Here is a 26,236-nt window from a genome sequence, read left to right on the forward strand (position 1 = left end):
CGGCCAGCCCTTCAGAATTCGGGCTTGCCCCGCATTCTCATTTCTTCTTGCTCATGAGGACGTCCGGCTTCAGCAATTTGAGGCCTTTTGCTTTCTCGTAGCCGTGGATCTCCTTCACATCGAGCTTTCGCATGAAGGTGATCGTCTCGTGCGTCACGACCTGGCCCGGCACGAGGATGGGGAAACCGGGCGGATAGGGGATGACGAAGTTGGCCGAGATCAGTGCCGGGCCTTTGTCGATGCGGCGGTCGCATTCCGGGCTGTCTATGCGCAGATACTCGCACTTCTCCTCCTTATAGGCAGAGAAGAAGGCGGTGCGGATATCACCTTCCGGGGTCGCTTTTCCGGCGTCCATGCGGAACGCATCGTGGAACCGGCTGAAATTCGGAAGGTCGGGCACCTCGTTCATCAGGCTGTGCACGCGAGCGTCAAAGGCCTTGCGCTCATCCTCGCCGCCCTGGCGCAGGCGCAGCTCGATCTCGTTGCTGATCTTGAGCAGGACCCCGATCAGGAGCGCGACGTCGCTGCGGGTGTTGTTGATGTTCGACTGCAGCAGCACCGAATTGCGCGAGGTCTTGTTGACCTGGATGTTGTATTGCGCGGCAAGCAGGCCCTTGAACGACGTGCCGTCGAAACCCGCCGTTCCGCAAACCAGCGTCATGCGGGTCGGATCGAGGCAGAACTCGTCTTCCCGCATGCTGCGCAACTGATCGTCCCAGCGCGTGTCCGGCGCAAGGAAATCGATGAATCCGCTGGTTCGGTACTCTTGCGGCACCATTCCGTCGGCACCGACGACCCTGAAGTATTTCGAGATGACCGGATGGACGGCGATCTCGCGCCTGATGTCGAGCGCGACCTCGATGGCGTTCATCACCAGCCCGTAACCCTCCAGCTCCATCTGCCGGCGCGCGACGTCGAGGCTGGCGATGAGCTGCTGGTTCGGGCTGGTCGAGGCATGGGTGAAGACGGCCTCGTGAAACTGCGCCTCGACCTTGTGGAAATCGACATCCTTGACCAGCACCATCGAGCCCTGGCGGATCGCCGACATCGATTTGTGCGTGGAATTGGTCTGGTAGACCCGCAGCCTGATGGCGTCCGGGTCGGGCACCAGGCGCGTATCGAGGAGCTTCTCGGCTGAAGGGTTAGCGCCGAGCGCTGTCCGCTGTTTCTTGTGCTGCGCGGCCGCGTCGGGATCCTGCATCCAGGCCTCGATGTCGGCCGCGGCGCCCATCGCGGTCCGTGGCCGCAGGAAGGGCGACCAATGCGCGAAGCCGAACCAGGCCTCGTCCCACAGAAAGATCAGGTCCGGCTTGATGGCGAGGCACTCCTCCATCACGCGCCGCGTGTTGTAGATGTGCCCGTCGAAGGTGCAGTTGGTCAGGTCGACCATCTTGACACGGTCGAGGCGTCCTTCGGCCTTGAGATCCAGCAGGGCCTTCTTGATGGTCCGCAGCGGCACCGCCCCGTACATCGAGAACTCCGGCATGGGGAAGGCTTCGACGTAGAAGGGCTGCGCGCCGCACAGCACCAAACCGTAATGGTGCGACTTGTGGCAGTTGCGGTCGAGGATGACGATGTCGCCGGGCCCGATCAGCGCCTGCAGCACCATTTTGTTGGAGGTGCTCGTCCCGTTGGTAACGAAAAAGACTTCGTCGGCGCCGAAGGCCCGCGCAGCCATCTCCTGCGCCCGCTTGATGTTGCCGGTCGGCTCGAGAAGGCTGTCGAGACCGCCGGTCGTGGCGCTGCTCTCCGCCAGGAAGAGGTTGATGCCGTAGAACTGCCCCATGTCGCGGATCCAGGGCGAGCGGAACACCGATTTGCCGCGTGCGATCGGGAGCGCGTGGAAGGTGCCGACAGGCCGCTGCGCATAGCGCTTGAGATTGTCGAAGAACGGCGTTTCGTAGCGCGCCGCGATGCCCTCCTGCACCGAAAGATGGAGTTCGAGCGGCTCCTCGATCTGGTACATGACGCGCCTGATTATGGCGGCCCGCGGATCGCCGGCGAGCTTCTCGACGCGCCGGTCCGACAACAGGTAGATGTCGAGCTCGGGCCTGATCGCTTTCAGGCCGGCCGCGAGTCGCAGCGCCAGATCGGCTTCGTCTGCCTTGTCGAGATAGGGCTGCTGCGCCGCGAGCACGCTGCGCAGCACCGGCGCGTCGTGCCGCGACTTCAACGCGAAGCCTTCATAGATGACGACGGCAGCGATGTTCGGGTTGAGCACGGCCGCACAGACTGCATCCTCCAGGCTGCCGACCAGGACCGTCTCGTAAACGAAGGCGTCCTCGGCGCGCCGCAGGCGGCGGAATTCGGCGGCCATATGCGGCCAGCGCGCCATCGGCGCCGGCGTCACGGCCAGCATCTCGAAATAGGGCCTATAGACCGGCGACTCTCCCAACGAGGACGGGAGCATGTCGGCGGGCTCCGCCAGCGACAGGTCGGCCGCCTGCCATTCCTTTGAGTCGTGCTTGTAATTGCCTGTGATGATCGCCACCGAGATCCGCTTGGCGAGCGAGAGGAAGCCGCTGGCGTCGTCGTTCTGGAGGAAGCCTCGGAGCACCGCGATAAGGTCGGCTCCCGGGAATGCGTGAAACTCCTCGATGACACCCAGCTCGTCGAGCGCGGCCTCGACCGCGCTGCGGCTCTTGCTGCCCGTCGACCAGGAACGCGCCACCGCGTGAAGGTCGCGCCAACGGTCGGTGCGACCGGACGGGGCGGAGAAAAAGTGATCGATGCTGCGCGATTCCTGAACGGGAGAAGCCATCCTGTTTCCTTCCCTCTCGCAGGTCGCACTGTATTGGGGCTGATGGTCAGCCAAGCTCAGCACATCCCGGGCTGATCGCGTATTGTCCCTAGGGACAGGTTTCCGCTCTTGCGGATGTGCTAATGATTGATCGAGCGACGGTTTCTGGTTGCTGAAATTGCAATCCAGTGTTGGCGCAGATTGAGCCGACCTTGAGCTTAAAGCTGCCAGAAACTTTTGCGCCCGACTGTGATTTGTTGTCGCGGAGCTAATCGGATGAACAAGATTTCATTGATCGGCGTGATCTCAGCGATATTCGCTGCCGCAGTATTCTCGTCCATCTGCCCGCGCCCGGCCGCTGCGTGCAATCGTATAAATGGATGCACGATGGATGTTCTGCTCGAAGGGCATGACATGATGCACGACGGCCGCATGAACGAAAACATGCGCGAGGGCCAGGAGAACATTCAGGCCTTCCGCCGCCAGCAAGCCGCGGATCAAGCTGCAGGTCGCACTGCTCCGCCGAGCAGATAAGCATCACTGCGGCAAGAGGCGCGCTGCCAGTGCGAGGTAGGACCATGCATCTGCGAATTGTGTTCGCCAGCGTCATCGTCAGCGGGCTCGCCTCTCAGGCATACGGGCAGGCGACCGCGCCACCTTCACAACCGCAGGCACCCGTGGCGCCCCAGGCAGGGCAGGGCGAAGAGGTTCTCTCCAGCGCCCAGCTCGATGCGCTCGTCGCGCCGATCGCGCTCTACCCCGACGCCTTGCTCGCACAGGTGCTGATGGCTTCGACCTATCCGCTGGAGGTGGTGCAGGCGGATCGATGGTTCGCAGCCAACAAGAAGCTGAAGGGCGACCCGCTGAAGGCAGCCGTCGACAAGCAAACCTGGGATGCGAGCGTGAAATCGCTCGTCGCGACTCCTTCGGTCCTGGAGATGATGAGCAAGAATCTCGACTGGACCCAGAAACTCGGCGATGCCGTCCTGGCCCAGCAGCCCGACGTCATGGACGGTGTCCAGAGGATGAGGGCGCGAGCCTACGACGCCAAGAAACTGTCTTCCGGCTCGCAGCAGAACGTCACGGTCCGGCAGGACAGCGGCAAGCAGATGATCCTGATCGAGCCGACCCGGCCGGATACGGTCTACGTGCCTTATTACGATCCGGGTGTGGTTTACGGCACCTGGCCCTATCCCGCCTATCCACCCTATTACTTCCCTGCACCGGGTTATGTCGCGGCCGGGGTTGTCGCGACGGGCATCGCATTCGGCGCCGGCTATGCGCTCGGGCGGTGGACGTCGGGCGGATACTGGGGCGGAAACGTCAACTGGGTTGGCGGGAACATCAATGTCAACCGCGATCGCGTGACGCATTGGGAGCACAACCCCCAGCACCGCCACGGCGTCCAATACCGCAACAACGCCGTCCAGCAGAAATTCGCGAACAACAACCTGCGTGCCGGCAGCGAAGGCAGGATGGATTTCCGTGGACGCAGCGGCGACGAGGTGCTTCGGCCGGGCGGCGACCGAGGCAATGCGGGGGCGGGTGCCCGTCCCGAGCAAAGGCCCGCCGACCGCGCGAATGCGGCCAATCGACCGGATCGCGGGCCTGGCGATCGGGCCGGAGCCGGCAACCGGCCGGATCGGCCCGGTGGAGATGGCGCGCGGCCTGGCGGGGAGGGCGGGCGCGGCGCGGGGGCGCCACGAGCCTCGACCCAACCGAGGCGCCCAGACGCGGGAGCAGGGCGTCCCGGGCCGACACGCGACAGCGCGTTCGGCGACATGCAGCCGGGCCGGGCCGCGAACCTCCAGTCACAGCGCGGGCATGCGAGCATGGCACGCGCGCCGGGCGGAGGCGGCCGTGCGATGCATGCCGGCGGTGGCGCCATGCGCGGCGGCGGTGCCCAGATGTCGCGCGGCGGAGGCGGAGGTCGAGGGGGCGGCGGTGGTGGCGGTGGCGGTGGGCGCCGATCCGACATCCAGCTCAAGAACCATGTGGTGCTGCTCGGGCACACGGACAGCGGGCTCGGCTTCTATCGTTTCGAGTATGGCGGCTCCAGGATGACCTATGTCGGCGTGATCGCGCAGGAAGTTCAGCGTGTGGCACCGTCAGCCGTATGGCGCGCCGCCGATGGCTATCTGCGGGTCGATTACCGGCAGATCGGCATCCCGTTCCAAACCCTCGGCCAGTGGAAAGCTTCGGGTTCGCGGATTCCCGCCGGGAAGAGCGGGGAGTGAAGCCCTCCGCGGCTTTCTCCAGGCGCATATAACAGGATGCAGTGCCATGATCAGAGGGCTGATAGCCTTGCATCTCCTCTCGCGGCTGCTTTGCGGGGGCGCGGCAGGACTCGTTGCAATCACTTCGCCTGCAAGGGCGCAGGAAGTTTTCGTGTCGCCAACCGAAGCCGCCGCGGCGCTGGTGACGGCGTTGCGTGAGAGCAAAGCGACGCGCTTGTATTCAATTCTTGGCCTGTATGGTCGGGATATCGTCACCTCCGGTGACCCGGTGCGCGATTCGAATGATCGTGAACGTTTCGTCGCAGCCTACGATGCCCGGCATTCGATCGTTGAGACCGGCCGGACGGCAACGCTTCTGGTCGGGCCGGACTCGTTTCCATTCCCGATCCCGATGGTCGAGACACGCGGCGGCTGGACGTTCCTGGTCGAAGCAGGGCGCCGTGAAATGGTTGCGCGGCGCATCGGTCAGAACGAGCTTGCCGCCATGCAGACCTCCCTTGCGGTTCTCGACGCCCAATATGAATACGCATCCCAAAGCCATGACGGCCAACCCGTCGGCACCTATGCGCAACGGATCGTCAGCCAACCGGAAACCCATGACGGCCTTTACTGGCCCACTGCATCGGGAGAGGCGCCGAGCCCGCTGGGCGAACTCGCCGGCCGGGCGGCAGCCGAAGGCTATGTAGCCGCGCAGACGCGGCAACCCTTCCATGGCTACTATTTCAAGATCTTGAAGAGCCAGGGCCCTGCCGCTCCCGGAGGAGCGGTCGACTACATTGCGGGAGGCAAGATGATCGGCGGGTTCGGCCTGCTGGCCTATCCGGCCGAGTATGCGCGCTCAGGGTTGACGAGCTTCATGATCAGCCACGCCGGAACGCTGTATCAGAAGGATCTCGGCCCCGACACGCGGAGCATTGCGGCCCGCATGCGGAGCTTCGACCCAGGCAAGGGCTGGGAGAAGGTGACGCCCGAAAAGCCGTAGGAACCCATGGCAGCCCCGCGCGACAAGCGCGAGAAGCCAACTGCGGCATGCCACGGGTCCTTGTCGAGCTTTCCCGCGCCGCTTGCGGACACCGGCCCGGAGAGATGCCGATGATTGACGGGCTCCCGGTTCCGAGCGGCCTGCGGGGATACAGCCTGCAATGGCTGCGCTTCGACATCACGGCGGGTCTTGCCGTGGCGGCTGTCGCCATTCCCAGTGCCGTCGCGTACCCCGCGATTGCCGGCCTCCCCGCGGAGACCGGCGTCTATGCGAGCATCCTGCCGCTGGTGGGCTATGCGCTGTTCGGGCCGTCTCGTAAGATAGTCGTAGGGCCAGACGCGCCGACCATGACGGTGCTGGCCGCCACACTTGCGAACCTCCCGCTGGACAACCCGACGGATCGCGTCGCCGCCGCGGCCGCGCTCGCACTGATGGTCGGCGTACTGTGCGTCCTCGGCAGCAAGCTCAGCCTCGGCCCCGTGGCGTCGTTCCTCTCACGCCCGATCCTGATCGGCTTCATCTGCGGCATCTCGGTCTCCATCCTCATCGGCCAGATCGGGCGATTGACCGGCGTACGCATCGAAGCCGACGGGCTCGTGCTCCCGCTGCTCGAGATCGTCAAGAAAGCGGGCCTGATCCATTGGCCGTCGGTTGTGTTCGCCGGTGCGATGTTCCTGTTGCTCGCGCTGTCGGCGCGCTTTCGTTCGCCAGTGCCTGGGCCTCTGCTCGTGGTCGTCGTTGCGGGGCTGATATCCGCGTTGTTCGATCTCGCGGGCCGCGGCATGAAGGTGATCGGAGCGCTGCCGAGCACGATGCCGGCGCTATCCCTTCCCGATGTGACCGGGCTGCCCGTCAAGGATCTCCTGCTTGGAGCCGGGGCGATCTGGCTGGTCGGGGTCAGCTCGGGTCTTGTCGCAGCGCGCAGTTTCGGGGCGAAGGACAAGTTCGAGGTCGATGCCGACCGGGAGCTGGCGGGGCTGGGTGCCGCCAACATCTTCTCCGGCCTGTTCAGCGGGTTTCCGATCACGGTGTCGGATTCGCGCACGGCAATAAATATCTCCGCCGGCGCCCGGTCGCAGCTTTCCGGGCTGGTGGCGGCCTTAGCTTTGACGGTACTGCTGCTCTACTTCAACGATGCGCTGCGCCTTCTGCCAAATCCCGCGCTGGGCGCGATCCTGGCCTTCGCCGCCCTGAACCTGATCGATGTCTCGGGTCTTCGGGAAATCTGGCGGGTCAGCCGCATGGAGTTCGCCTTCGCCCTCATCAGCATGTGGGGCGCCATCAGCCTGGGCGTGCTCAACGGCGTCGTCATCGCCATTGCCGGCACCCTGCTCCATGTCCTTCTCAAGGAGATGCGTCCGCGTGATGCATTGCTCGGCCGCATCCCTGGCCGGCCAGGGTTCTACAAACTTCATCGGACGGCGAATGCCGTGCCTCTACCCGGGCTCATGCTGTTCATGGTCCAGGGCAGCGTTCTGTTCTTCAATGCGGATCATGTCCGCTCCCGTTTCGAGAGCATCGCGGAGAATGCTCCGCCGGACACGAGGTGGCTGGTACTCGATGCGAGCGCGATCGCGCAGATCGACTCGACGGCTGCCGCCATGCTCGGGGGCCTGCGGCCGAGTCTGGCCGCGAAGGGCCTTAAGCTCGCTTTGGCGGAACTGCACAACGAGCCCCGGGAGATCCTGAGGCGCGCAGGTTTCTTTGAAGGGCCGGAGGGGACGCCAGTGTTCGAGGATCTCGAGGATGCGGTCCGCGCGCTCGCAGGGGAAAGATCCCGCCGTCCCAAGCCGGAGCAAATACTCTAGCCGAGTGTTTCACCCGTTCGCCCTTGTGGCGGAGCCGGCCGGAGACGCCCCGGTCTAGATACTACTGGGCTTGAGGAGGCCGAGCCGTTCGGCACAGGATACGAGTTCGACCACCGAGCGGAGCTGCATCTTCTCCATGAGGTTGTGACGGTGGGCTTTCACCGTTCGCTCGGTCGTGCCGAGCTCGAAGGCGACCTGCTTGTTCATCTTGGCGCGCACGACAAGGTCGAAGACCTGGCGCTCGCGCCGGGTCAACATCTTGAGCCGCGCCATCGCGTCCTGAAGCCAGCTGTCCTGCTCGTTGGTCAGACGATGCCGCGCGATCGCGCGAGCGATGGCTCCGATGAATTCCTCACACGGTACCGGCTTCGTGAAAAAATCCTCGGCGCCGGCCTTGATCGCCCGCACGCCGGCCCGAACGTCACTATGCTCGGCGAGGAAAATGACGGGCAGGTTCGATCCAGCCTTGCTCAGGCGGTCGAAGAGATCGGGCGCCGCGTTGTCGCGACGCTGCACGTCGATGACGATGCAGCCTGCGCTGTCCCGCTCCGGCATCTGCTCGAGAATCTCGTCCGTGCTGCCATAGGCCTTTGTCCGATAGCCGCAGGCCCGGAGCAGGTCGTCGATCCCGCTGTGAGATTCCGTGTCACCGTCCACGACATAGATGAGATCTGACATTGGTATTCCCCCGAATTCCATGCCGGCGCCCGCAATCGGCGGAGCCGCCGGAGAGTGGTTGCGATTCTAGGGCGATTTCAAAGCGTCCCGATTGCAAAGGCGGTATCTCGACGTGATGCCGCCATCCACGGCGTTGAAACGATAAAGGCCGCCATCGTTAGAGGGAGCGAGTATGACGCGGGCAGAGTCTGTTGCGATCGAAGTCGTGCAGCTGAGCCGAACGATCTTTCGCTCTCCGCTCGGGATGACGCCGACGACCCGGCAGTTCGCCAGGGGAGTCGAGAGACGCCGAGGCGCGATGATGAAAGCCGGTGCGAAGGCGCTTGCAGGCCGCTTGAAGTCAACCGCATTCTTGGTAGGCACGAAAACGCTGGCACAGGGCGTCCCTTCCTCGATCCAGGCTCCCTGGATGCCGCTCGTTTGCGACCGCGCAATCTGCAACGGAGCTGCCGCCATGATCAGGGCGAACAGGCAAAGGCGACGGTTCACTACGATCATAAAGGCCTCCGCATCTTGCGTGAGCTCGGCTTGGCAGTCGGTGCGTTCCGTTCCGAACGCCCTTGTCGAGACGACCAGAACCGGTAGGCCGTGAGCCGCGCTGGCTCAGGCGTTCTCGTCGATGAGGGGGGCATGTCTGGCTACCCGCGCAGTTCCCTTGGGGGATCAATCAATGCCGCAAACGGCCTCGCGGGTAGTAAGTTACAGTTGGCTACGTGCGCAGCGCGCTGGTTGCCACTGCCGGTAGCGGCAGATTTCGACCGCTACTTGGTTTCTGCGACGAGGCTCGATCGCACCGGAAAGCCGGCCTGAATTGCGCCGCGCCGCAGGATGGCGCGATCGCGCGCATTGAAGTTGCGCGCATCGAGTTCCGCGTCGAAATCTTTGAAGAAATCCGGCCGCTGCTTCAGGAATTCGGCCCGGTATTGGCCGGTCTCCGCCTGGAGTCCCAGGCGCGAGAAGATGAGGGCAGCGACGAAATGATAGATCGAGAACTGGCGCAGGTTGGCGCGCCGGATCAGATCGGCGGCTCGTATATCGTCTCCTTCCATATAGGCGGCCAGAGCCAGGAGCCCGGTATAATAGCCGGAATGACCGGGGTTCTTTGACAACGCCTCCTCGATGAGAGCCGCGCCACGCGGCCAGTCCCCGGCCTGTGCCACCCGGCTGCCGAACTCCGCGAGCAGTTCCGTGTCGTTGGGATTGAGCTGCAGCGCCCGGGTGCCGATCCGGAGAGCCTCGGCCGGCTGCTTGCTGAAGTAGAGGACGGCCATCAAGGCCTGTAGCGCCCGGACATTCTCCGGATCGATGCGCACGGCGCGCTCCGCGGCCTCTCGCGCCCGTTCGGTGGGGCTTGGCGGACCCGGCCGCCGGTTCAGCTGGAAGCGATCCTCGTCGAGATAGATATAGGACAACATGGCCCAGCTGGTTGCGTGCTCGGGATAGCGCGCCGTGATCTGCTCGAGGCAGTCGCGCGTCTGAGCATGCGCGCTCGGATCGAGCACGGTGCGATAAAGATAGAAGCGGTATAAACACTGATATGTTTCAAGGCTTTGCACACCTCGTAGCTGCGTCGGTCGTGGCGGTGTGCTGAAGATGATGCCGTAGGGTTGTGCGACCGCCGTAGCGACTTTCGAGGCTATCATCGCTTCGATGTCGACGAGGTTATTGGCCTGTGGATCGGCATCGTAAGAACCAGACCAGACGATGGCGGACGTCTCGCCGTCGAGAACGCGGCTGGTCACCCTGAGCTTGCCCTCGAACAAGCGGACGCCGCCTTCCAGGACAAAGCGGCTGCCGAACCGTTGCCAGATCTCTGCCGCCGAGGCCGTCGGCGAGATCGTGTCCGCGGTCTCCCGCCCGAACACCGTCAGTTCCTTGAAGCGCGCAAGCTGGGACAACAGCTCCTCACCAAGCCCTGCCACGTAAAAATCGAGTTCGGGATTTCTCGACAGGTTGGCGAAGGGCCTGACGACCAGGGACGGTCCCTCGGGCTGGGCAGCCCGTGTCCCGGAAAGCTCGGGCGTCGAGGATGTCGGCATGCGGATCAGCAAGACGGCGACGATCGCTGCCATTGCAGCCACGCAACCTGCCAACCACGAACGGTTCAGCCACGCGACCATGGACGGGCTGGATTCGCTCTGTCCGGGAGGTGGGCGTTGCGGCTCATGTTCCTGGTTTTCCAGCGGCTTCGGTCGCCAATGGAAGTGGGGCACATAGCCACCCTTCGGAATTTCGATCACGACCGGGTCGGCGCTTCCGCTGAGGAGGTAATGACGCTCCAGGGCCCGTCGTAACCGGCCGGCCTCAATGCGAACGACCGGATCGTTCCGAATATCGAAGTTTTCGCTGCGGCCGAAGACTTCCACGGCGATCGAATACGCTTTGATGCGATCCCCACGTCCTTGGAGCGTCTCGTTGGTCACATAGATCAGGAATTGCCGTACCCGCTCCGGTACGCTGAACTGAGCGCTGGCTAAAATTCGCTCCAATTCTGCGCGGACGTCGATTTCGCTTGGCTCCAGCGCGTTTTGAACGCGCGAGCCATCAATATCCGGGCAGATGGACGGTGGCAGTTCCATGGAATTGGCCCCCCTGACCAAGAATCCACGCTCGAACCAAGTCGCAAACAGCAGCCATATCTGTGTAATCTCCCGTTAGTTACTCCCATTCCGCGGTGGCGACCAGCTAATTGTGGGCATTCGCAGGGGGAGCTCGCCCCAATGGACCCAGGCGTTCAGGCAGCTATCCGACGGTTGCCGAGGCACAAGAAGGCCATCGAGGAATTGGTGCTGTTCAGCGAAAGCTTCCGCGGTTTGTGCGGAGATCTCGCCGAGGCGGAGGCCACTCTACGGCTTTGGCAAGAGTCAGAAGAGTCCGGGGCCGCCGCTCGCTGTCTCGAATACACGCATATCATCGACGGGCTGGAAGCGGAACTTCGGCAAGTGCTTCACGAGCGCGAGGCCCCGTCGAGAGAACCCCGCCAAAACTGAACGCGCCTGGCTTTTGAAACGTGGAGAATTCCAATGTCCAAGCACATGAACTGGATCTTCGCCGTCTCGCTGGCGGCAGTGGTCGCGGGGTGCGCCACCTATCCCACGGTGACCAGCCAAACCGTGATCGTTGCCGGCGTCGGGCCGGTCGAGGTCGAACAGCTCAATGTGGAGGTCGTCGACGTCATGCCGGCCGAACGCATGGTGGTTGTCCGGCAGGGCAGCCGCAGCTGGGCTGTGCTGGTGCCGGAACTCTTCGGCGACCTGCAGAACATCCGTGCCGGTGACCGGGTCGAAATCCGACGCGTCGAAGGCGTGGTCCTTAGCGCGAGACGCGCCAGGAAGGGGGCCAAGCCAGGCATAGTCTATACCGAAGCGGTCAGCGGCCCGCCCTTCCAGAACCTGCCCGACAAATATGTCGTCCGCTCGCTGACGCTCACTGCGCGCTTCGAGAGTTTCGATCCGGCAACCGGGATCGTGAACTATGTCGGCCCGGCGGGGCCGCGGACCCATCAGGTCGTCGACCCCGATATCAAAATGGATCTCAGGCGCCTGAAGCGCGGCGACATGGTCGAGCTGACCTTCGCCGAAGGCTTCCATTTCCAGAAAAACTGAGCCCGTCGGCTCTGCCGCGCGCGAAGCACGAGGCGGTCGACCTCAGGCAAGAGCAGCGATCAGGAGAGGAGTTCTCAGCGATGTCGATCGCACACGAAAACCTGAAGGCCGACACGCTGGCCGACGAGAGCTTCATGTCCGCCGATGATCTGCGGGCCTACATGACCGACCTCGAAATGGCCAAGGCCTCCAAGATGGTCGGCGCCATGGACAAGGCCGAGGAGGCGCGCCGGAAGCTGGTCGCCACCTTGCAGAAGGAGATCGCCGTAACGCCCGAGAAGATCGCCGAGGTCAAGCAGAGCCTGGCGAACAAGACCCGCATGGCAGCCGGGCGAGGGGAGACGGAGGTTCTCGTCATGCGCTTTCCGAGCGCGCTCTGCACGGATAAGGGCCGGTCGATCAACAATGCCGAACCCGATTGGCCGACGACGCTGACGGGAAGGCCGCGGCAAGCCTATGAGTTCTGGAAGGAACATTTGCAGCCTGCCAATTACAAGCTTCGCGCGATCATCATCGACTGGCCGGGCGGCTTGCCCGGCGATGTCGCTTTCTATCTCAGTTGGTCCTAGCGCAGACGGAGGCCGGCCATGAAAGCCGATGCTGGCGAGCCCCTGAAAAGAAAGCCTTATGAACGCAGGCTGCGTGACCTGCACGAGGAGTTGGTCAAGCTCCAGGAATGGGCGCAGCATGCCGGCGGCAAGGTCTGCATCGTCTTCGAGGGGCGCGATGGTGCCGGCAAGGGTGGTGTGATCAAGGCCATCACGGAGCGGGTCAGCCCACGGGTCTTCCGGGTCGTCGCCCTGCCGCCCCCGACCGAGCGTGAGCGCTCGCAAATGTATGTCCAGCGATACCTGCCCTATCTGCCGGCAGCGGGCGAAATCGTGATCTTCGATCGCAGCTGGTACAACCGTGCGGGCGTCGAGCGGGTTATGGGCTTCTGTACGGAAGACCAGGCCAAGGGGTTTCTTCAGAGCGTATCCGGCGTCGAGAAGGCCATCGTCGATTCCGGCACGATTCTTCTGAAGTACTGGCTCGAAGTCGGTCAGGATGAGCAGACGCGCCGCATGCAGGAGCGCATCAATGACCCCAGGAAGATATGGAAGCTTTCTCCGATGGACCTGAAGTCATACTCGCGCTGGTCTGATTACTCGCGCGCGCGCGACGAGATGTTCCGCGCCAGCGATACGTCGTGGGCGCCGTGGTACGCCGTCCACTCCGACGACAAGCGCCAGGCGCGGCTCAATGTCATCTCTCATATTCTCGGCTCCATTCCGTATGAGGCGCCGCGCCGACACAAGGTAAAACTCCCGAAACGGCAGAAATCGAACGGCCCCGAGGAGCTCGATTTCGCACGGAACTGGATCGGTTAGAGTTAGAATTCTGTTGTTTTGCGATCGCGTAGAATTGCAGAATGGTTTCGGCGAAACCTTTTGCGAAGATCGCCGTCGTACGACGTTTTGCCTGCATTGGGGATTTCGCATGGCAGCTGGCCTCCACCCTTTGGCGCCGCACCATCTGCCGGCTTTCATCACCGCGCCGGGCGAGACCGACACGCTGATGATCGTCACAGGAGTGTTTCTGCTCTTGGCGGTGCTAGGCGTGGGCCTGCTTTTCCTGCGCTTGCACACCCTTCCCGAGCGGATGGCGCATAAATCCCAGAAGCTGCAGTTCGAGATCGTGGCCGTGCTAGGCCTGCTCGCCCTCTTCACCCACGTGCATCTGTTCTGGGTGGCGGGCTTGTTGCTCGCCTTGATCGAAATCCCGGATTTTTCGGGGCTGTTCGGCAGAATGGCGCACGCGCTCGAACGTATCGCCGGGGTGGCGCCGCGTTCGACGGGAGGGGACGATGCTGCCGCCCAAGCGCAGCCTGACCCCAGACCCATCGAGAAGGTGGGCTCCACCGCCCATGAAGGAGGGCAGGGGCATGCTTGAACTTCTGGTCTGCTCGCTGCTGACGATCGTCCCCGATTACCTCTACCGGCGGTATGGGCAGGGTAAGCGCCTCGGCAAGGAAATCACCTTCTATTCGGTCTGGTTCGAACTGCGATGGGGCATCACAGCCTGCCTGATGCTCACGATCGGCCTGATCACGGTGATCTTCTACAACCACCCGTCCACGACCAACGCCACCCTGTTCTTCCGGACCGTCCCCATCGTTCCTGAGACGAACGGACGCGTCGCGGAGATCAATGTCGGCATCACCGGCACCGTCGCAAAGGGAGATCCGATCTTCCGGCTCGACAGCAGCAGGCAGCAGGCGGCCCTCGAGGTGGCGCGGCGCAAGATTGTGGAGACCGAGGCAGCGATCACTGTCGCCAAGGCCGAGATTCTGGCTGACGAGAGCAAGATCCTCGAGGCCAGGAGCGCCTACAAGCAGGCGCTCGATGAACTTGAGACCAAGCAGGAACTCCGGCGTCGCAACGATGACATCGTCGCCAGGCGCGAGATCGAACGGCTCGAGAATCTGACGGCCGGCCGCGAGGCTGCCCTCGCGGCCGTCGTCGCGGCAAAGGAGACGGCGCAAGCCCGGATCACGACCCTGCTGCCGGCCGAGAAGGCGAGCGCCGAAGCCGCTCTCGCACAGGCGCAGACGGATCTCGACAGGACGATCGTCAGGGCCGGGGTGAACGGACGCATCGAGCAGTTCACGCTGCGCGTCGGCGACGTCGTCAATCCCCTGTTGCGGCCAGCTGGCGTGCTGATCCCCGAGGAGGCCGGACGCGTCGCCTTGCAGGCCGGCTTCTCGCAGATCGAGGCACAGGTCATGAAGGTCGGCATGGTCGCCGAAGTGACCTGTATGTCAAAGCCCTGGGTCGTCATCCCGATGGTGGTGACGCATGTGCAGGATTTCATTGCCGCGGGCCAGTTGCGCGCTGGCGAGCAACTGGTCGACGCGCAGCAGATCTCGAAGCCAGGCACCCTGCTGGCCTTCCTTGAGCCACTTTATGCCGATGGGCTGGATGGCGTCACGCCGGGCAGCACCTGCATAGCCAACGCCTATTCCAGCAACCACGAATTGATCGTTTCCGGAAAGCTCTCGACGACGCGAAAGATCGTGCTCCACGCCGTCGACGCAGTGGGCCTTGTTCACGCGCTTCTGCTGCGCATTCAAGCGCTCATACTGCCGATCCAGTCGCTGGTGTTTGGCGGCCATTAAATCGACCGGCGCGAATCCTGGGTTTAATTGTGTCTGGCAGATGGCCGGTCGGATCATCCATTCCTATCCGGTCGCGAGGGCGATCCGCGAAGGGGGCGCGAAGCGCCTCAAGGCAGTCGTCCTCAAGCCTCGCACACTGCGCTGCCCCGCTCAGTCGGTATCAGACGCGCAGCGATGTGACATGCGCCTCGTGGACCACGATCAGGCGAGGGGTCGATCGATTCGGCGCGACCGCCGGCTTTTGCAGACGCTGTGAACTTGGCTGGCCGGCGGAGACCGATCCAGGCTCCGCCGGCCGGCCCCAAAGACGGCGTCAAATGTGCTCGGCTTCATCGTTAGGCCATTCGAGAATGTCCGCGCTGTTGTGCCACGCGCTCTCGCCGAACAGGACCTGCAAGGCGGCCGGATAATTCGGAAATAGTAGAGTCCGTGCCGCGTCACGAGGCGCCCAGGCATCTCATCTCCGCCCCGGTGTAGCGCCCCGGTGCTGTAGCTTCGGGCTTTTCTCTGAGATTTTCTACACTTACAGAAAAACCCACGCCATGGCGGAAGGGGTGTCCGCCATACCTGTGTCCACACAGCACCATCTTCGTCGCAATCGGCGTTGAAAAACAACAATAATTTGGACGCTGTCTCCGTATCAGTCCTATGCTCTCCTATGCAATCGCCGCGCATTGTTGGGGTAGAAGTTAGGGTAGAGAGATGGCGGGTAGGCAGATAAACCGGTTGTCGGCGCGCAAGGTCGAGACCATCGAGAAGCCCGGAAGGCATGCCGACGGCGGTGGCCTCTATCTTGTCGTCGACAAGTCGGGCGCTCGGCGCTGGGTGTTCCTGTTTCGACAGGCGGGCAGGTTGCGGGAGATGGGCCTGGGCTCGTGCCGGGGCGTATCCCTGGCGCGCGCCCGAGAACTCGCAGCGAAGGCCCGCGCGGCGCAGGCCGCGGGCGAGGACCCACTTGAGAAGCGCTCCGTCGAGCGCGCCGTTCCGAACTTCGGCGCGATGGCCGACGACGTCGTCACCGCCATGTCGCCAGCCTGGAAGAATGCCAAGCATCGCGCCCAGTGGGTGATGACGCTCACCACCTATGCAGCAGCTATCCGCGCGACGCTCGTCGACAGGGTAGACACGGCAGCCGTGCTAAAGGTGCTGCAGCCGATCTGGGTCCTGAAGCCCGAGACCGCGAGCCGCCTGCGGGGGCGCATCGAGAAGGTTCTCGACGCGGCGAAGGCCAAGGGCTTTCGGTCCGGCGAAAACCCGGCACGCTGGCGCGGCCACCTCGACCACCTCCTGCCAAAGCGGCAGGTTCTGAGCCGTGGTCATCATGCCGCGATGTCGATCGATGAGACGCCATCGTTCCTCGCCGAGGTGCGCAAGCGCGACACGGTTGCGGCCTGGGCACTTGAGTTCTGCATTCTGACAGCCGCCCGATCGGGTGAGGTCCTTGGTGCGACCTGGGACGAGATCGATATCCCCGGGCGGATGTGGATCGTGCCACGGGAACGCATGAAGGCCAGCCGGGAGCATCGGGTTCCGCTGTCCGGGAGCGCACTCGCCCTCCTTGAGCGGGCGGCCGCGCTGCGAAGCCATCTGAGCCCATACGTGTTTCCGGGCCGGAAGACTGGCCGACCGCTCAGCGTCATGGCGATGGAGATGCTTTTGCGGCGGATGAACCGTGAAGACGTGACGGTGCACGGTTTCCGATCGACATTCCGTGACTGGGCATCGGAGCGCACCGGCTTTTCTCACGAAGTCTGCGAGATGGCACTGGCGCATGTAGTCTCGAACAAGGTCGAGGCGGCTTACCGGCGAGGCGACCTGCTCGAGCGGCGCCGGGAGTTGATGGAAGCCTGGGCAACGTTCTTGCGGGGCTGAGGGCTGGAGACGCCAATGCGGTGCTCAGATCGAACTGACTTACCTATCCCGAGCGGCCACATTGGGCTCAGAGACGCATTCGACCAAACCCTCGCGGCGTTGGAGAACGTCAAGCAGCTCGCAAAGGACCTTGCTGCCGAAGCGTGGACCACTATCGAGCGATCTGCCTTTCACCGGGAGAGCTAGATCCTGACGTTCACCAATTCGAACGAGTGACGGTCCGAGACCGGGCAAGAGGGATCGCGGTCGTTCGTCGAAGTGGCGAACTGAAGACCGGAGACGGGAGAGCCACCACTCTAAGAAGGGCTAGCTGGGAAGCGCTTGAGAGAGATGAGGATGCGAGACGTCGCGTTGACCAGGTTATGCGAAAGGCTTTGATGGACGGGCTTCTCCGAGCCTTCGCTTATCACCCAGACGGGTCGCATTTTGGTGAGATCGCCGACCGGAACTCCTGGCTGACTTCGGGTTGGTTCCCCGGCCTCGAAACTTTTGTCGATCCTGACTCCAGCCCTGGCCCCTCAGTCGGTGGAAGCCCGATCTTCCTGGAAAAGAAGGCTTTTAGGGGGTGGCTGTTAGCAGAAGCCTCCCGTCAAAGGGACGTCCGCTTGCGAACGGGTAAAAGAGGCCGCCCGACGGCGATCCCTCTCATCCTCGAAGAACATCAGCGGCGAAAATTCGAAGGAAACGCAAAAGCAAGTGTGCCGGAGGAAGCCGTCGCACTTCGCGCATGGTTCGAGGCCTGCCATCCGACAGCACCGGCACCGGCACTCAAGACCATACGGGACAATTTGCGCCGCCGATTTTAAAGCTGTTTTTCGGACTGTCGCGAGACGCCAGCATGCACAGCAGTCCACGAGAGTGCATGCCAATGTCCATCGCAGCCAGCTTGCAGACCAAGCCTCGAGCCCCGGTTCAGTGCAGCCTCTGGCCCGCCACGGGCTTCGTGACTGCCAATCAGATACTCGGCCGAAATGGCGGCCCGATCCCCGTCAGCGCGAGCCGGTGGTGGGCCGGCGTTCGAGCCGGCGAGTTCCCCAAGCCCGTCAAGCTGGGCGGGCGGACCGTCTGGCGCGTCAGCGACATCGACGCGCTTATCGAGGCAGCCGGCGAAGGGGCCGTCGCCCGACAACAGCCCGGGCACAGGACCAGATAGTCCGCAACCGCTGCGCCCCCTTTTGGGCCTCGCAGCGGACCACACCCTTGGTGCAACCACCCGCCTGAGCGCGGCTTTCCTCAGGAGAGCCCCATGGACGAACTTTGGGACCAGGAGCGCGCCAAGCTCCTGAAGGTCTGCTCGCGCCTTGAGAGCCCCTACGAGGGCGAGGTCATGGCAGCGGTGAGAGTGCTCCGCCAGGCCGCGGCAAAGCGAAGCTGGTCAATCAACGAATTGTTATTCGGCATCATTGGAATAGAGCCGCAAGGCAGCTCACCTGGCACGACGTCTTCGGCTCGGCGCCAAGGCAATTCCCGAGGCTCGTCAGCCAAGCCCTCCGGTTTACCCAATGACTGGCGACGACTGCTAGGTCGCGCGATCCACGAAGAGCCCTTTTGGCGAATGCTGTCTTCGCATGAGATGGGCTTCGTAGCGCGTATCCTGACCGAGGAAACCAAGGTCCTCAGCCCAAAGCAGGTCGACCAGGTCAAGCGTATTCTCGCCCGGGTGGGATTGTGGCCGGCATGAGCGCCGAGATCACATTTCTTCAAGGCACTGACCAGCGACCCCGGTCAAAGACCTACCTGTGGACCGACGGAGTGTTTGTTCAGACGGGCGACTTGAGGCCGGGCCGCATGTTCACCATGCGGACGCAACCGGTCGACGGGCTTCGATCGCTCGGAGAGGCGCTCAGGGACGCCGCACCGAACGAGTTTGCCATCCTGGGCGAGCCGATCGATCAAACACCCGGAATACCGCAACGTCGGTTGTCGAGCGCGGCCCACGGGTCCCGGAGGACGATCCGTGATGTCCCCCGTCCCATGATCATCCTCGACCGTGACACACTACCGTCTCTGGGACCGATCGATGCGGCTCAATTTCCGGTCGAGGACCTGCATCGGCATGCCACAGCCGATTTGCCCGAAGTCTTTCGCAAAGCCGACTGCCTGATGTTTCTCTCGGCGAGTTTTGCGACGGCACCCGGGAAAGTCAGGGTGCATCTCTGGTTCTGGCTCGACAGCGAAATCGGCGCCGCGCATCGCACAGATTGGATCAAATCCCTGTCAGCGGAAGCCGGCCGGACCATCGTTGACCCGAGCGTCGCCCAGATAGCCCAGCCGATCTACATTGCCGCGCCGATGTTTATCGGCGCACCAGATCCCGTCGCGAAGCAAGGCGTCGGACGATGGCATTTCATCCGGGGGGCGTGGCGGTCGATAGCGGTCCCGTCCCATGCCTCCCTCAATCCCGGGAGCGGGCGCTGGCGGCAGGGCGATCGGGCGGGCGGCAGCAGCAAAGCGCCCTCGGCCTGGCGAGACTGCCTCGAAAGAATGGGCGGCGCCGCGGGCTATTTTCTCCTGACGAAGAGCGCAGTTGGACACTACGTCCACCAGAACGGACCGGATTGCGACCCGGCACCGTTCTTCAGCGAATACGATCGGCTGATCGACGAGCGCGCCGAGATCGAGCGAGGCCAGCAATACGCAGAGCTTCGCAAGAGTGACGCACGGACGCTGTTCGCCTGGGTAGTCCGGGAGGAGCGGCGCAAGACGCGACCCGAGAATGGCGTCAGCGCGAGGGAACGACGCAAAAAACCGACCCTTGCCGCAGCCGAAGCTATGCTCACGCGCGAACTCGAGGCCATCGTCGACGTAGCGATAGCACGGGCTTTCGATCAAAGTATCCTGCGGGCGGCCAACGCGGCCAGCGCCGACCCGAAAGTCGATCCCCGCTTCCTCGCCGGCCTGAGAATACCGACAGAGACCAATGTCGCTGAGGCCGGCGCTACGGCTTTGCCCATTGGGCTGGCGGTCGGCAAGACGGAACAGGCCCTGAGGCAGATTGCGAGAGGGGTCGCGAGTGGTTTGAGGGTGGCCTACTTCGCGCCTACTCATCGACTTCTGGCCGGTGTGAAAGACCGGTTGGCCGTGATCGCGCCCGACGGCAAATGCGAGATCTGGTACGGCGAAGCTGCGTCAGTGCCAGCGGACGCGGCGGCCGGGCGCCCCGTGGGACCGGCCTGTCCCCGCCATCTTGAGCGGGCCAAATTACGTCTGGCCGGCATCGGCAGCGGCGATATCCTCTGTGGCGGACCGAGGCGAGGCTATTGTCCTTGGCACGAAAAGGGAAACGGCCCCGTTCGGTGCCGGTATCGGGCGCAGCGGAGAGACGTGTCGCAGGCCGATGTGGTGCTTTTCTCAGGTGGTTCCCTGCTGGGAAGAGCCGTGCCCAGGCACGCGCGCGGCAGGCGAAGGGCGCACATTCCCTTGCTTGACCCGGAAACCGGAGAACTGACGGGCCTTGTCGTCGCTGGCGGGAGTGAAAAGGGTTCTATGGGTCTGCCGCCCTTCGACCTCGTCATCATCGACGAACCCGCCTGGCTGTCTCTTGTCCATGGGCTCGAGGAACCACTGACCGAGGTAAGCGAAGGAGACGTGCAGTGGCTCGGCAAGCAGCTTGCGTCGCGGACCCTGCCCAAGGCTGGCACTCCGTTGAGTGACTCCGAGGAATTCAGACGCCGTCATTCCGCCAAAGACTTTCTAGCTTTTGCGAGAGCCCTCATAGGCCTCCCCCTGGGGCTGGTCCGCTACGGTGATCTCGAAACAGTGCTCGAAAAGGTCAGAGCCAGGTTGGCGTCGAAGCCGATGTTTGCCCATCTGGCGATCCACACGCCCGCGTCTTTGAAGAAGGCAGCGTGGCAACTCGTCATCCGCGTCACCATCGATCCGGGTGAGGAGCAACTTGAGGTCATCGACCGCCCCGAGCTTCGCGACATCGTGCGATGGAACCGCATGATGATCGCACTGGCGAGGGCGGCCGGGGGGATAGAAGCCGCCCTGCGGCGCGGCGCTGACGCGCCTCCAGAGCGGCAAAGCGGGTATCTGAAGGTGGTTCTCACGGACGCCACGGAAGAAGCGGTAGAGGACGCGACGGCCTGTCGTAGACGCGTGCAAATTCGTTGGATCGCAGAACTGGATCCCTCGTGGCGGGGAGCCCCCATCGTTGTCCTTGACGCGACACATCGTCAGCGCGTTGCCGTGCATTTTCTGCCCAAGCTCGCGGCCAGGCGCCGCATCGACCCGGGTCCCGCGCCCGGATCCTGCCAGGTGAGGCAAGTCTGGGACCGATCATTTTCCTATCACTACCTGAAGCGGGCACTGGACGATGGCGGTGGCGAGCGGCTGCTCCGTCGCCTGGCACGGTGGGCCGAAATTGGCCTTGCATTGACGCGGAAGGACGGGAAAACGCCCAAGGGGCTGCTTGTCGGGCCAAAATTCCTTGTAGAGCGACTGGAAAACTGGTGGGCGGCGCATGGGGGACGGCCCGACGGCCTCGAGCTGATCCATTTCAATGCCCTTCGCGGCATTGATACGTGGAAGGACGTTAGCTGGCTTGGCACCGTCAGCCGGCCCCTGCCGGGGGCGGCCCCGTTGCGGGAACTCGCCATGATCATCGACGGCCAGCCGCCCCCTGGAGACGCGAACTACGTCTTGCTCGAGGCCGAGTGGCTGGATGCCAGCAATCCAGCACGGTCATGGACGATGAAGGAGGCCGTGCCCGGCCGCACCGATCCGCTGGAGCAGGACCTGCTCGGCATGATCACAGATGACGAGCTGGTTCAAGCTGTCGGGAGGGCCCGGCTCGCACGACGGCCTGGGGCCGGGGTGAGGGTCGATGTGCTGACGTCGTATCCCATACCCGGGCTTGAAGTCGATGAACTGCTAACGCTTGAGGCCATCGAGAGCGGTCTCGACGCTTTTGCCCAGGCCGCCGCGCGGGGCGTCGCCGTCGACCCAGGCTGCAAGGGTGCGTGGACGGTTCTCGAACACGTCACGGGCGAGAGCGCCGCCGCGTTGAAGAAAGCCGCCGCGCGGCGCTCCTCAAACAACGCCGGGGAGGGGGATAAATCGGCGTCAACGAAGACATCTCCTTATGAGGGCTCCCCCTTCTCTTCTTTAGGAGATGTCCCGGTTGAGCCGTCTTTTTCTGAGCCCCCGCCCGGCGACCCCGAAATGGCGCGGGGGCAGCGCGCTCCTGGCGAGCCCAGTTTGTACGAACGTCTTCTGGCGGTCGGTGCCTGGACAGCCTACCGGCTCAAGTTACCAGGCGAGCGCTACGCCGTGCGAATATGGCTGCGGGCGTCCACTCCGATGGAAGCTGAGAACATTGCGCTCAGATACTTCCCCGCCGGCTTCCAGTTGAAGCGCGAGACCCCAGCCCGCCGCAGAGGTCGTCCCCGGAAATGCGGGACAGCTGTCGTGGTCTGGCACGGGAACTCGGGGTGTATGGTGGATGGCGCGCGCCAAACGAGTTAAACTTCGTCCCTCGCGCGCGTCGCGCGCAGGCGCGGGAGAGAGCCGCCATGCAGCGAAGGAACCTGCTCAACGCCCGGGATCGCCTCGGCGCCTCGATCATCGAACTCGTCGCCGCCGACGTCGCGGAGCACGGCCCCGAGGTGATTGCGAAACTGCGGCAACAAAACGTACCCGCCTATGCCCGCCTTATCAGCGACCTGGTGCATTTCAGGAAGCTGACGACGGAGCGGAACACGCAGACCCGACGCAAACCGCGCGCGCTGCGGATGAAGGATGTCCTCAAGGCGATGGACGACAAGCCGATCGACGTGAACAACCCGCTTCTGCCGCCGAAACATCAAGAGCGCTGGCGGAAAGGCATCGCGGCGCTCGAGCCGAGACGGCCCGACGAACTGACGCCTGCCGAACTCGCCGAGGTTTGGGGAGCCGATCTGGCGGCCTGGTACGAGCGGAACATCGGACGGCTGACTAGCATTCCGTCGTTCGGACGACGACGCTGTTGGCGCTGGGAAACCCCGCACCCGACGCTGCGCGCACCGGCCGGATCGGTGCGAGGCTCACCGGCGTTCAAGCGAGATGAAGATCGGCGGGTTCATGGGCTCGACAAGCCCCGATAATGCGATCAGGGTTCTGGATGCCGGAGCCGAGGGCGATGTCCTGAGAAGGCAGTGCCGGCTTAAGAACCTTCGGGCCCCGCAGCATGGCGATATCTATGTCACGCCCGGCTTCGCGACGAAGGTGATCGGTGCCATCCATACTGGCCTTCTCTTGCGACCTCGTCCCTGAAACCATCGAGGCTGATCACTTGAAACCCGGGAACGTGATCGACTTTGCCCAGGCCCGTACAGTCCGAGCTGATCCTCAGGCGTATGGCCGCAGGCTCGGCCGAATCTGGCGGCCCCAGGTTTCGGTCCGGGATATCACCTCGATCAGGGCACTCATGCGAGAACCAGCGGGCCGGGCTGCGGCTGTAGAGGCCACCAGCGAACTCATCCTCGCCCATCTCACGTGCGGCGTCGGCGGTGTACCCGCGCTGCCCGATGATGCAACGGGCGAAGACTTGTACCTGATACTCGAAGGCGTGATGTTGGCGCTTGTAGAGCCGGCTCCCGTGGGAGCGAGCGCATGAGCCATGGGCGGCAAGAGCCCCCATGCAACCAAAGCTGGAGTGCTCGGCGGTTCCGGGGAAGAACAGTAGACCGCGCGCTATAGTCCCCACTTTGCCAGCACTGCCTCTGCCTCCGCGGGATCATCCTTCATCCGGTAGATCGCCTGCCGGGACAGACCGGTCGTCCTGGCGATGACGCTGACACCTGCATCCTGCGCCAGCAGGTCCCGAACGGTTTCCATTTGCGCTCGGGTAAAGCTCGGCTTGCGGCCCCTGTAGGCGCTGCCATTGCTCGCCTTCGCGTGCTCGATGCCAGCCGCCTGTGCCGCCTTTGTAGCTTCCGCCTGCGCCTGCGCCGAGGCTGCCATGAAGGCAATAAGGGCATCCCTGACGGCTTGCTGCATCGGGTCTGCCGTGGCCCCGTCGAAGGTCATGCGGTTGATGATGGTCTTGATGACCACACCCCGTCGCATGAACTCCCGGATCGTTTCGGTGACGTCGGCGTAGTTGCGCCCGAGCCGGTCGACCCAGCGCACGACCAACACGTCCCCGGCCCGGAGCAGGTCGAACAGGCGCTGGCCCTCTGGCCGCTCGGCAAGCCGGGTACTGACGCCGGAGACGCCATTATCGGCGACCACGCGGTCAATCGCGAAGCCGGCGTCCCGCGCCTGCCGCTCTTGATGGGCAATGGTTTGATCGGCGGTTGAGACGCGAGCATAGAACACGATCTGCATGGGCGCATTTTCCGTCCGTAGAGATATTGTCCGCAGAAATGCATGTCCGTAGGATCGCGTCAAGCCTTACGGACACCGTTTTGCGCCACCTGTGATGTGTCCGCTACGGTATACCCTATCAGACACGACGCCAAAGGAGAGCCGATTGTAAATGGGCGCTTACCTCATCGAGCCAATCATTTGCGATTAGCGGACAATAGGTGAGGCTCGGCGGCACCCGCTGCCAGGGCGCCTCTGCCTCGGCGAGACCGTAGTGGAGCAGTTTCTCGGCTTCCCGAACCGCATCCGATTGGGACACAATCCGCTTGCAAACCGTGCCTGAGTAAATAGCCGCTGCTGTGAGCCGCACTTGGTCCTGTGTGAACCCTGTCGTGGCGCGGAGCGCCTAGTTCAACCTGTGGTTCTCGGAAAATACTATCGCGGCCGACGCTGTCGTTAGGATTAGGCTGCTGGCCAAGACAATTGTGATCATCCAGGTGCCCCTGTTTTTTAGGTCTCGTCTGGTCTGCTTCCACTGGCACATCGGGCCGCCACCCAGATCGCGCTCCCGTATACTCTGCAGCTCCGACAGCCGCTTGCTATCCTCGGACAAAATGTTGCGCGCTCCCGCACATCTGGCATGTTGGACCACCTTAGACCTGAGCAAGGCCGTCGGACCTTTGCCATGGCATCTGAGGTGCTGACAATCGAATATCTCGCCTCAACAGCTCGCTAGGCGACGCTTTGCAATCGGGCAAACATTGCGCGACCTTTACCGCCTCGCTTCGCAGCATAAAGGGCCTCGTCCACCGCTCGGCAAAGCGTCTCGGAGTAATACCTGTCACCGGCGGCAACGGTTTTAATTCCGACCGAGGTGGCAGCCAGTGCCGTAGATCCTAGAACGATATAAGGCAGGCTGGCCCTTGCCACGATACGCTCGGCCAGGCTCCTGGCGGCGCCCGCGTCGGCGCCATACGCGATGATGGCGAACTCGTCGCCACCCACTCGGGCGATCAGGTCTCCAGCCCGGGAGATCGTGCCCAGCCTGCCGGCGAACTGGCGCAAGAGGTCGTCGCCGGCGGCATGCCCCAGCCGATCGTTGACCGCCTTGAACCCGTCGAGGTCGAGCAGAAGAAGTGAGAAACACTTGCCCGAAGTCGCCGCCCCCGCCAGGGCCTCATCGAAAGCGCGGCGGTTCGCAACGCCGGTTAGAGCGTCTTTCCGCGCGGCGAAGTCGAGTTCGCGCTCGCGGATCAGCGCGGCCTCGATCCGGCCGACGTTTCGCGCCGCCGCCTCCAATATGCTGAAAAGGTAAAGGCCGAGCAGGAATGCCATAGACTGGACTAGGGCGTCGCCGGTGAAGGCCATGGCCGCGATTAAGACGCCGACTGCAAGTGTGGAAATCGCGCAGCAGATCCAGAACCTCACGACCTGTGAGCTGACCCCGGAGCTGATGCCCATCGTCAACCCGATGGTGAGGATGTAGCCATCCTTATACTCGGTCTGGAATATGCGCAGCGTCAACGCCACGATGACTATCGTGAACGCCAGTGCGGCCGCCGCATAAAGGTTCTCCCAGTGTCGTGCCTGGAGGAGGGTGAGTTCCTTGCTTGAGCGGCGTTTGAAGGCCAAGACGCCGAGAACGCGCAGCCCCGCCGTCACCACCGCGGCGGCGACGATCCCACACAGCACCGGATCGCCGGTACGGATGGCCATGATCGACGCCCCTAGAATCAGGCAGGCACCGATGCAAAGGAACTGCGTTACCGACTCGCAGAGACGGCTGATGAGTTCGATCTCGATAGATGGCGGCAGGCCGTCAGTACAGTTTCTGCGTATGAGCATAGTGACCTCCAAGGAGGCACAC

At 63.4% G+C, this 26,236-nt stretch carries 20 protein-coding genes; 14 read left to right on the forward strand and 6 right to left on the reverse strand.

What is annotated here, in order from left to right; all coding sequences use genetic code 11:
* Positions 1 to 37: 37 nt before the first annotated feature.
* Positions 38 to 2,761, reverse strand: a complete 2,724-nt coding sequence (locus NWE53_RS06075) for an aminotransferase class I/II-fold pyridoxal phosphate-dependent enzyme (RefSeq protein ID WP_265053463.1) — start codon at positions 2,759 to 2,761, stop codon at positions 38 to 40.
* 255 nt (positions 2,762 to 3,016) lie between these two features.
* Here NWE53_RS06075 and NWE53_RS06080 point away from each other — a divergent pair, with 255 nt between their 5' ends.
* The 4 genes from NWE53_RS06080 to NWE53_RS06095 all read left to right on the forward strand — a co-directional run bounded on the left by NWE53_RS06080 (position 3,017) and on the right by NWE53_RS06095 (position 7,767).
* A complete protein-coding gene (locus tag NWE53_RS06080; RefSeq protein WP_265053464.1) occupies positions 3,017 to 3,274 on the forward strand; it encodes a hypothetical protein in 258 nt (85 codons plus the stop codon).
* A gap of 44 nt (positions 3,275 to 3,318) precedes the next feature.
* The gene (locus NWE53_RS06085) at positions 3,319 to 4,977 is read left to right on the forward strand and encodes a DUF3300 domain-containing protein (RefSeq protein ID WP_265053465.1); all 1,659 of its coding nucleotides are present in this window, start codon (positions 3,319 to 3,321) and stop codon (positions 4,975 to 4,977) included.
* Between the two features lie 46 nt (positions 4,978 to 5,023).
* Entirely contained in the window at positions 5,024 to 5,959 is a 936-nt protein-coding gene (locus NWE53_RS06090; RefSeq protein ID WP_265053466.1) for a DUF2950 domain-containing protein, read from the forward strand.
* Between the two features lie 104 nt (positions 5,960 to 6,063).
* Entirely contained in the window at positions 6,064 to 7,767 is a 1,704-nt protein-coding gene (locus NWE53_RS06095; protein WP_265053467.1) for a SulP family inorganic anion transporter, read from the forward strand.
* Positions 7,768 to 7,821: 54 nt separating this feature from the next.
* On the opposite strand, the gene NWE53_RS06100 is transcribed toward NWE53_RS06095, so the two are convergent.
* The 3 genes from NWE53_RS06100 to NWE53_RS06110 form a co-directional block, all read right to left on the reverse strand.
* Positions 7,822 to 8,445, reverse strand: a complete 624-nt coding sequence (locus NWE53_RS06100) for a response regulator transcription factor (protein ID WP_265053468.1) — start codon at positions 8,443 to 8,445, stop codon at positions 7,822 to 7,824.
* A gap of 66 nt (positions 8,446 to 8,511) precedes the next feature.
* Complete coding sequence (locus NWE53_RS06105) at positions 8,512 to 8,943, reverse strand: hypothetical protein (protein WP_265053469.1); 432 nt, start codon at positions 8,941 to 8,943, stop codon at positions 8,512 to 8,514.
* Between the two features lie 263 nt (positions 8,944 to 9,206).
* A complete protein-coding gene (locus NWE53_RS06110) occupies positions 9,207 to 11,024 on the reverse strand; it encodes an adenylate cyclase (protein ID WP_265053470.1) in 1,818 nt (605 codons plus the stop codon).
* A gap of 444 nt (positions 11,025 to 11,468) precedes the next feature.
* Here NWE53_RS06110 and NWE53_RS06115 point away from each other — a divergent pair, with 444 nt between their 5' ends.
* The 10 genes from NWE53_RS06115 (at position 11,469) to NWE53_RS06160 (ending at position 23,165) form a co-directional block, all read left to right on the forward strand.
* Complete coding sequence (locus NWE53_RS06115) at positions 11,469 to 12,050, forward strand: hypothetical protein (RefSeq protein ID WP_265053471.1); 582 nt, start codon at positions 11,469 to 11,471, stop codon at positions 12,048 to 12,050.
* A gap of 80 nt (positions 12,051 to 12,130) precedes the next feature.
* Positions 12,131 to 12,619 carry a hypothetical protein gene (locus NWE53_RS06120; protein ID WP_265053472.1) on the forward strand — a complete coding sequence of 163 codons (489 nt, stop codon included), beginning with the start codon at positions 12,131 to 12,133 and terminating at the stop codon, positions 12,617 to 12,619.
* A gap of 18 nt (positions 12,620 to 12,637) precedes the next feature.
* Entirely contained in the window at positions 12,638 to 13,420 is a 783-nt protein-coding gene (gene ppk2, locus NWE53_RS06125) for a polyphosphate kinase 2 (RefSeq protein ID WP_265053473.1), read from the forward strand.
* Positions 13,421 to 13,529: 109 nt separating this feature from the next.
* Positions 13,530 to 13,982: a hypothetical protein gene (locus tag NWE53_RS06130; RefSeq protein ID WP_265053474.1), complete on the forward strand. Its 453-nt coding sequence runs from the start codon at positions 13,530 to 13,532 to the stop codon at positions 13,980 to 13,982.
* Positions 13,975 to 15,207, forward strand: coding sequence for an HlyD family secretion protein (locus tag NWE53_RS06135; RefSeq protein ID WP_265053475.1), 1,233 nt, complete (start codon positions 13,975 to 13,977; stop codon positions 15,205 to 15,207). Before NWE53_RS06130 ends, NWE53_RS06135 begins: the two co-directional genes overlap by 8 nt.
* Before the next feature lie 726 nt (positions 15,208 to 15,933).
* The gene (locus NWE53_RS06140; RefSeq protein ID WP_320109555.1) at positions 15,934 to 17,079 is read left to right on the forward strand and encodes a tyrosine-type recombinase/integrase; all 1,146 of its coding nucleotides are present in this window, start codon (positions 15,934 to 15,936) and stop codon (positions 17,077 to 17,079) included.
* Between the two features lie 377 nt (positions 17,080 to 17,456).
* Positions 17,457 to 17,885, forward strand: a complete 429-nt coding sequence (locus NWE53_RS06145; RefSeq protein ID WP_265053477.1) for a hypothetical protein — start codon at positions 17,457 to 17,459, stop codon at positions 17,883 to 17,885.
* A 440-nt stretch (positions 17,886 to 18,325) separates the two neighbouring features.
* Positions 18,326 to 18,760, forward strand: a complete 435-nt coding sequence (locus tag NWE53_RS06150; RefSeq protein WP_265053478.1) for a hypothetical protein — start codon at positions 18,326 to 18,328, stop codon at positions 18,758 to 18,760.
* A complete protein-coding gene (locus NWE53_RS06155; protein ID WP_265053479.1) occupies positions 18,757 to 22,548 on the forward strand; it encodes a hypothetical protein in 3,792 nt (1,263 codons plus the stop codon). Before NWE53_RS06150 ends, NWE53_RS06155 begins: the two co-directional genes overlap by 4 nt.
* 47 nt (positions 22,549 to 22,595) lie before the next feature.
* Positions 22,596 to 23,165: a hypothetical protein gene (locus NWE53_RS06160; RefSeq protein WP_265053480.1), complete on the forward strand. Its 570-nt coding sequence runs from the start codon at positions 22,596 to 22,598 to the stop codon at positions 23,163 to 23,165.
* Between the two features lie 589 nt (positions 23,166 to 23,754).
* On the opposite strand, the gene NWE53_RS06165 is transcribed toward NWE53_RS06160, so the two are convergent.
* Positions 23,755 to 24,390, reverse strand: a complete 636-nt coding sequence (locus NWE53_RS06165; protein ID WP_265053481.1) for a recombinase family protein — start codon at positions 24,388 to 24,390, stop codon at positions 23,755 to 23,757.
* A 711-nt stretch (positions 24,391 to 25,101) separates the two neighbouring features.
* A complete protein-coding gene (locus tag NWE53_RS06170; protein WP_265053482.1) occupies positions 25,102 to 26,214 on the reverse strand; it encodes a GGDEF domain-containing protein in 1,113 nt (370 codons plus the stop codon).
* Positions 26,215 to 26,236: the final 22 nt, after the last annotated feature.

Source organism: Bosea sp. NBC_00550, from assembly GCF_026020075.1.
Taxonomy (GTDB): domain Bacteria; phylum Pseudomonadota; class Alphaproteobacteria; order Rhizobiales; family Beijerinckiaceae; genus Allobosea.

Coding starts and splice junctions, on each gene's coding strand:
- NWE53_RS06105 (WP_265053469.1), bottom strand. CDS start 8,943: ATGATCGTAGTGAACCGTCGCCTTTGCCTGTTCGCCCTGATCATGGCG.
- NWE53_RS06150 (WP_265053478.1), top strand. CDS start 18,326: ATGGACGAACTTTGGGACCAGGAGCGCGCCAAGCTCCTGAAGGTCTGC.
- ppk2 (WP_265053473.1), top strand. CDS start 12,638: ATGAAAGCCGATGCTGGCGAGCCCCTGAAAAGAAAGCCTTATGAACGC.
- NWE53_RS06130 (WP_265053474.1), top strand. CDS start 13,530: ATGGCAGCTGGCCTCCACCCTTTGGCGCCGCACCATCTGCCGGCTTTC.
- NWE53_RS06110 (WP_265053470.1), bottom strand. CDS start 11,024: ATGGAACTGCCACCGTCCATCTGCCCGGATATTGATGGCTCGCGCGTT.
- NWE53_RS06145 (WP_265053477.1), top strand. CDS start 17,457: ATGGACGGGCTTCTCCGAGCCTTCGCTTATCACCCAGACGGGTCGCAT.
- NWE53_RS06085 (WP_265053465.1), top strand. CDS start 3,319: ATGCATCTGCGAATTGTGTTCGCCAGCGTCATCGTCAGCGGGCTCGCC.
- NWE53_RS06080 (WP_265053464.1), top strand. CDS start 3,017: ATGAACAAGATTTCATTGATCGGCGTGATCTCAGCGATATTCGCTGCC.
- NWE53_RS06115 (WP_265053471.1), top strand. CDS start 11,469: ATGTCCAAGCACATGAACTGGATCTTCGCCGTCTCGCTGGCGGCAGTG.
- NWE53_RS06135 (WP_265053475.1), top strand. CDS start 13,975: ATGCTTGAACTTCTGGTCTGCTCGCTGCTGACGATCGTCCCCGATTAC.
- NWE53_RS06095 (WP_265053467.1), top strand. CDS start 6,064: ATGCCGATGATTGACGGGCTCCCGGTTCCGAGCGGCCTGCGGGGATAC.
- NWE53_RS06160 (WP_265053480.1), top strand. CDS start 22,596: ATGCAGCGAAGGAACCTGCTCAACGCCCGGGATCGCCTCGGCGCCTCG.
- NWE53_RS06170 (WP_265053482.1), bottom strand. CDS start 26,214: ATGCTCATACGCAGAAACTGTACTGACGGCCTGCCGCCATCTATCGAG.
- NWE53_RS06165 (WP_265053481.1), bottom strand. CDS start 24,390: ATGCAGATCGTGTTCTATGCTCGCGTCTCAACCGCCGATCAAACCATT.
- NWE53_RS06155 (WP_265053479.1), top strand. CDS start 18,757: ATGAGCGCCGAGATCACATTTCTTCAAGGCACTGACCAGCGACCCCGG.
- NWE53_RS06100 (WP_265053468.1), bottom strand. CDS start 8,445: ATGTCAGATCTCATCTATGTCGTGGACGGTGACACGGAATCTCACAGC.
- NWE53_RS06075 (WP_265053463.1), bottom strand. CDS start 2,761: ATGGCTTCTCCCGTTCAGGAATCGCGCAGCATCGATCACTTTTTCTCC.
- NWE53_RS06090 (WP_265053466.1), top strand. CDS start 5,024: ATGATCAGAGGGCTGATAGCCTTGCATCTCCTCTCGCGGCTGCTTTGC.
- NWE53_RS06120 (WP_265053472.1), top strand. CDS start 12,131: ATGTCGATCGCACACGAAAACCTGAAGGCCGACACGCTGGCCGACGAG.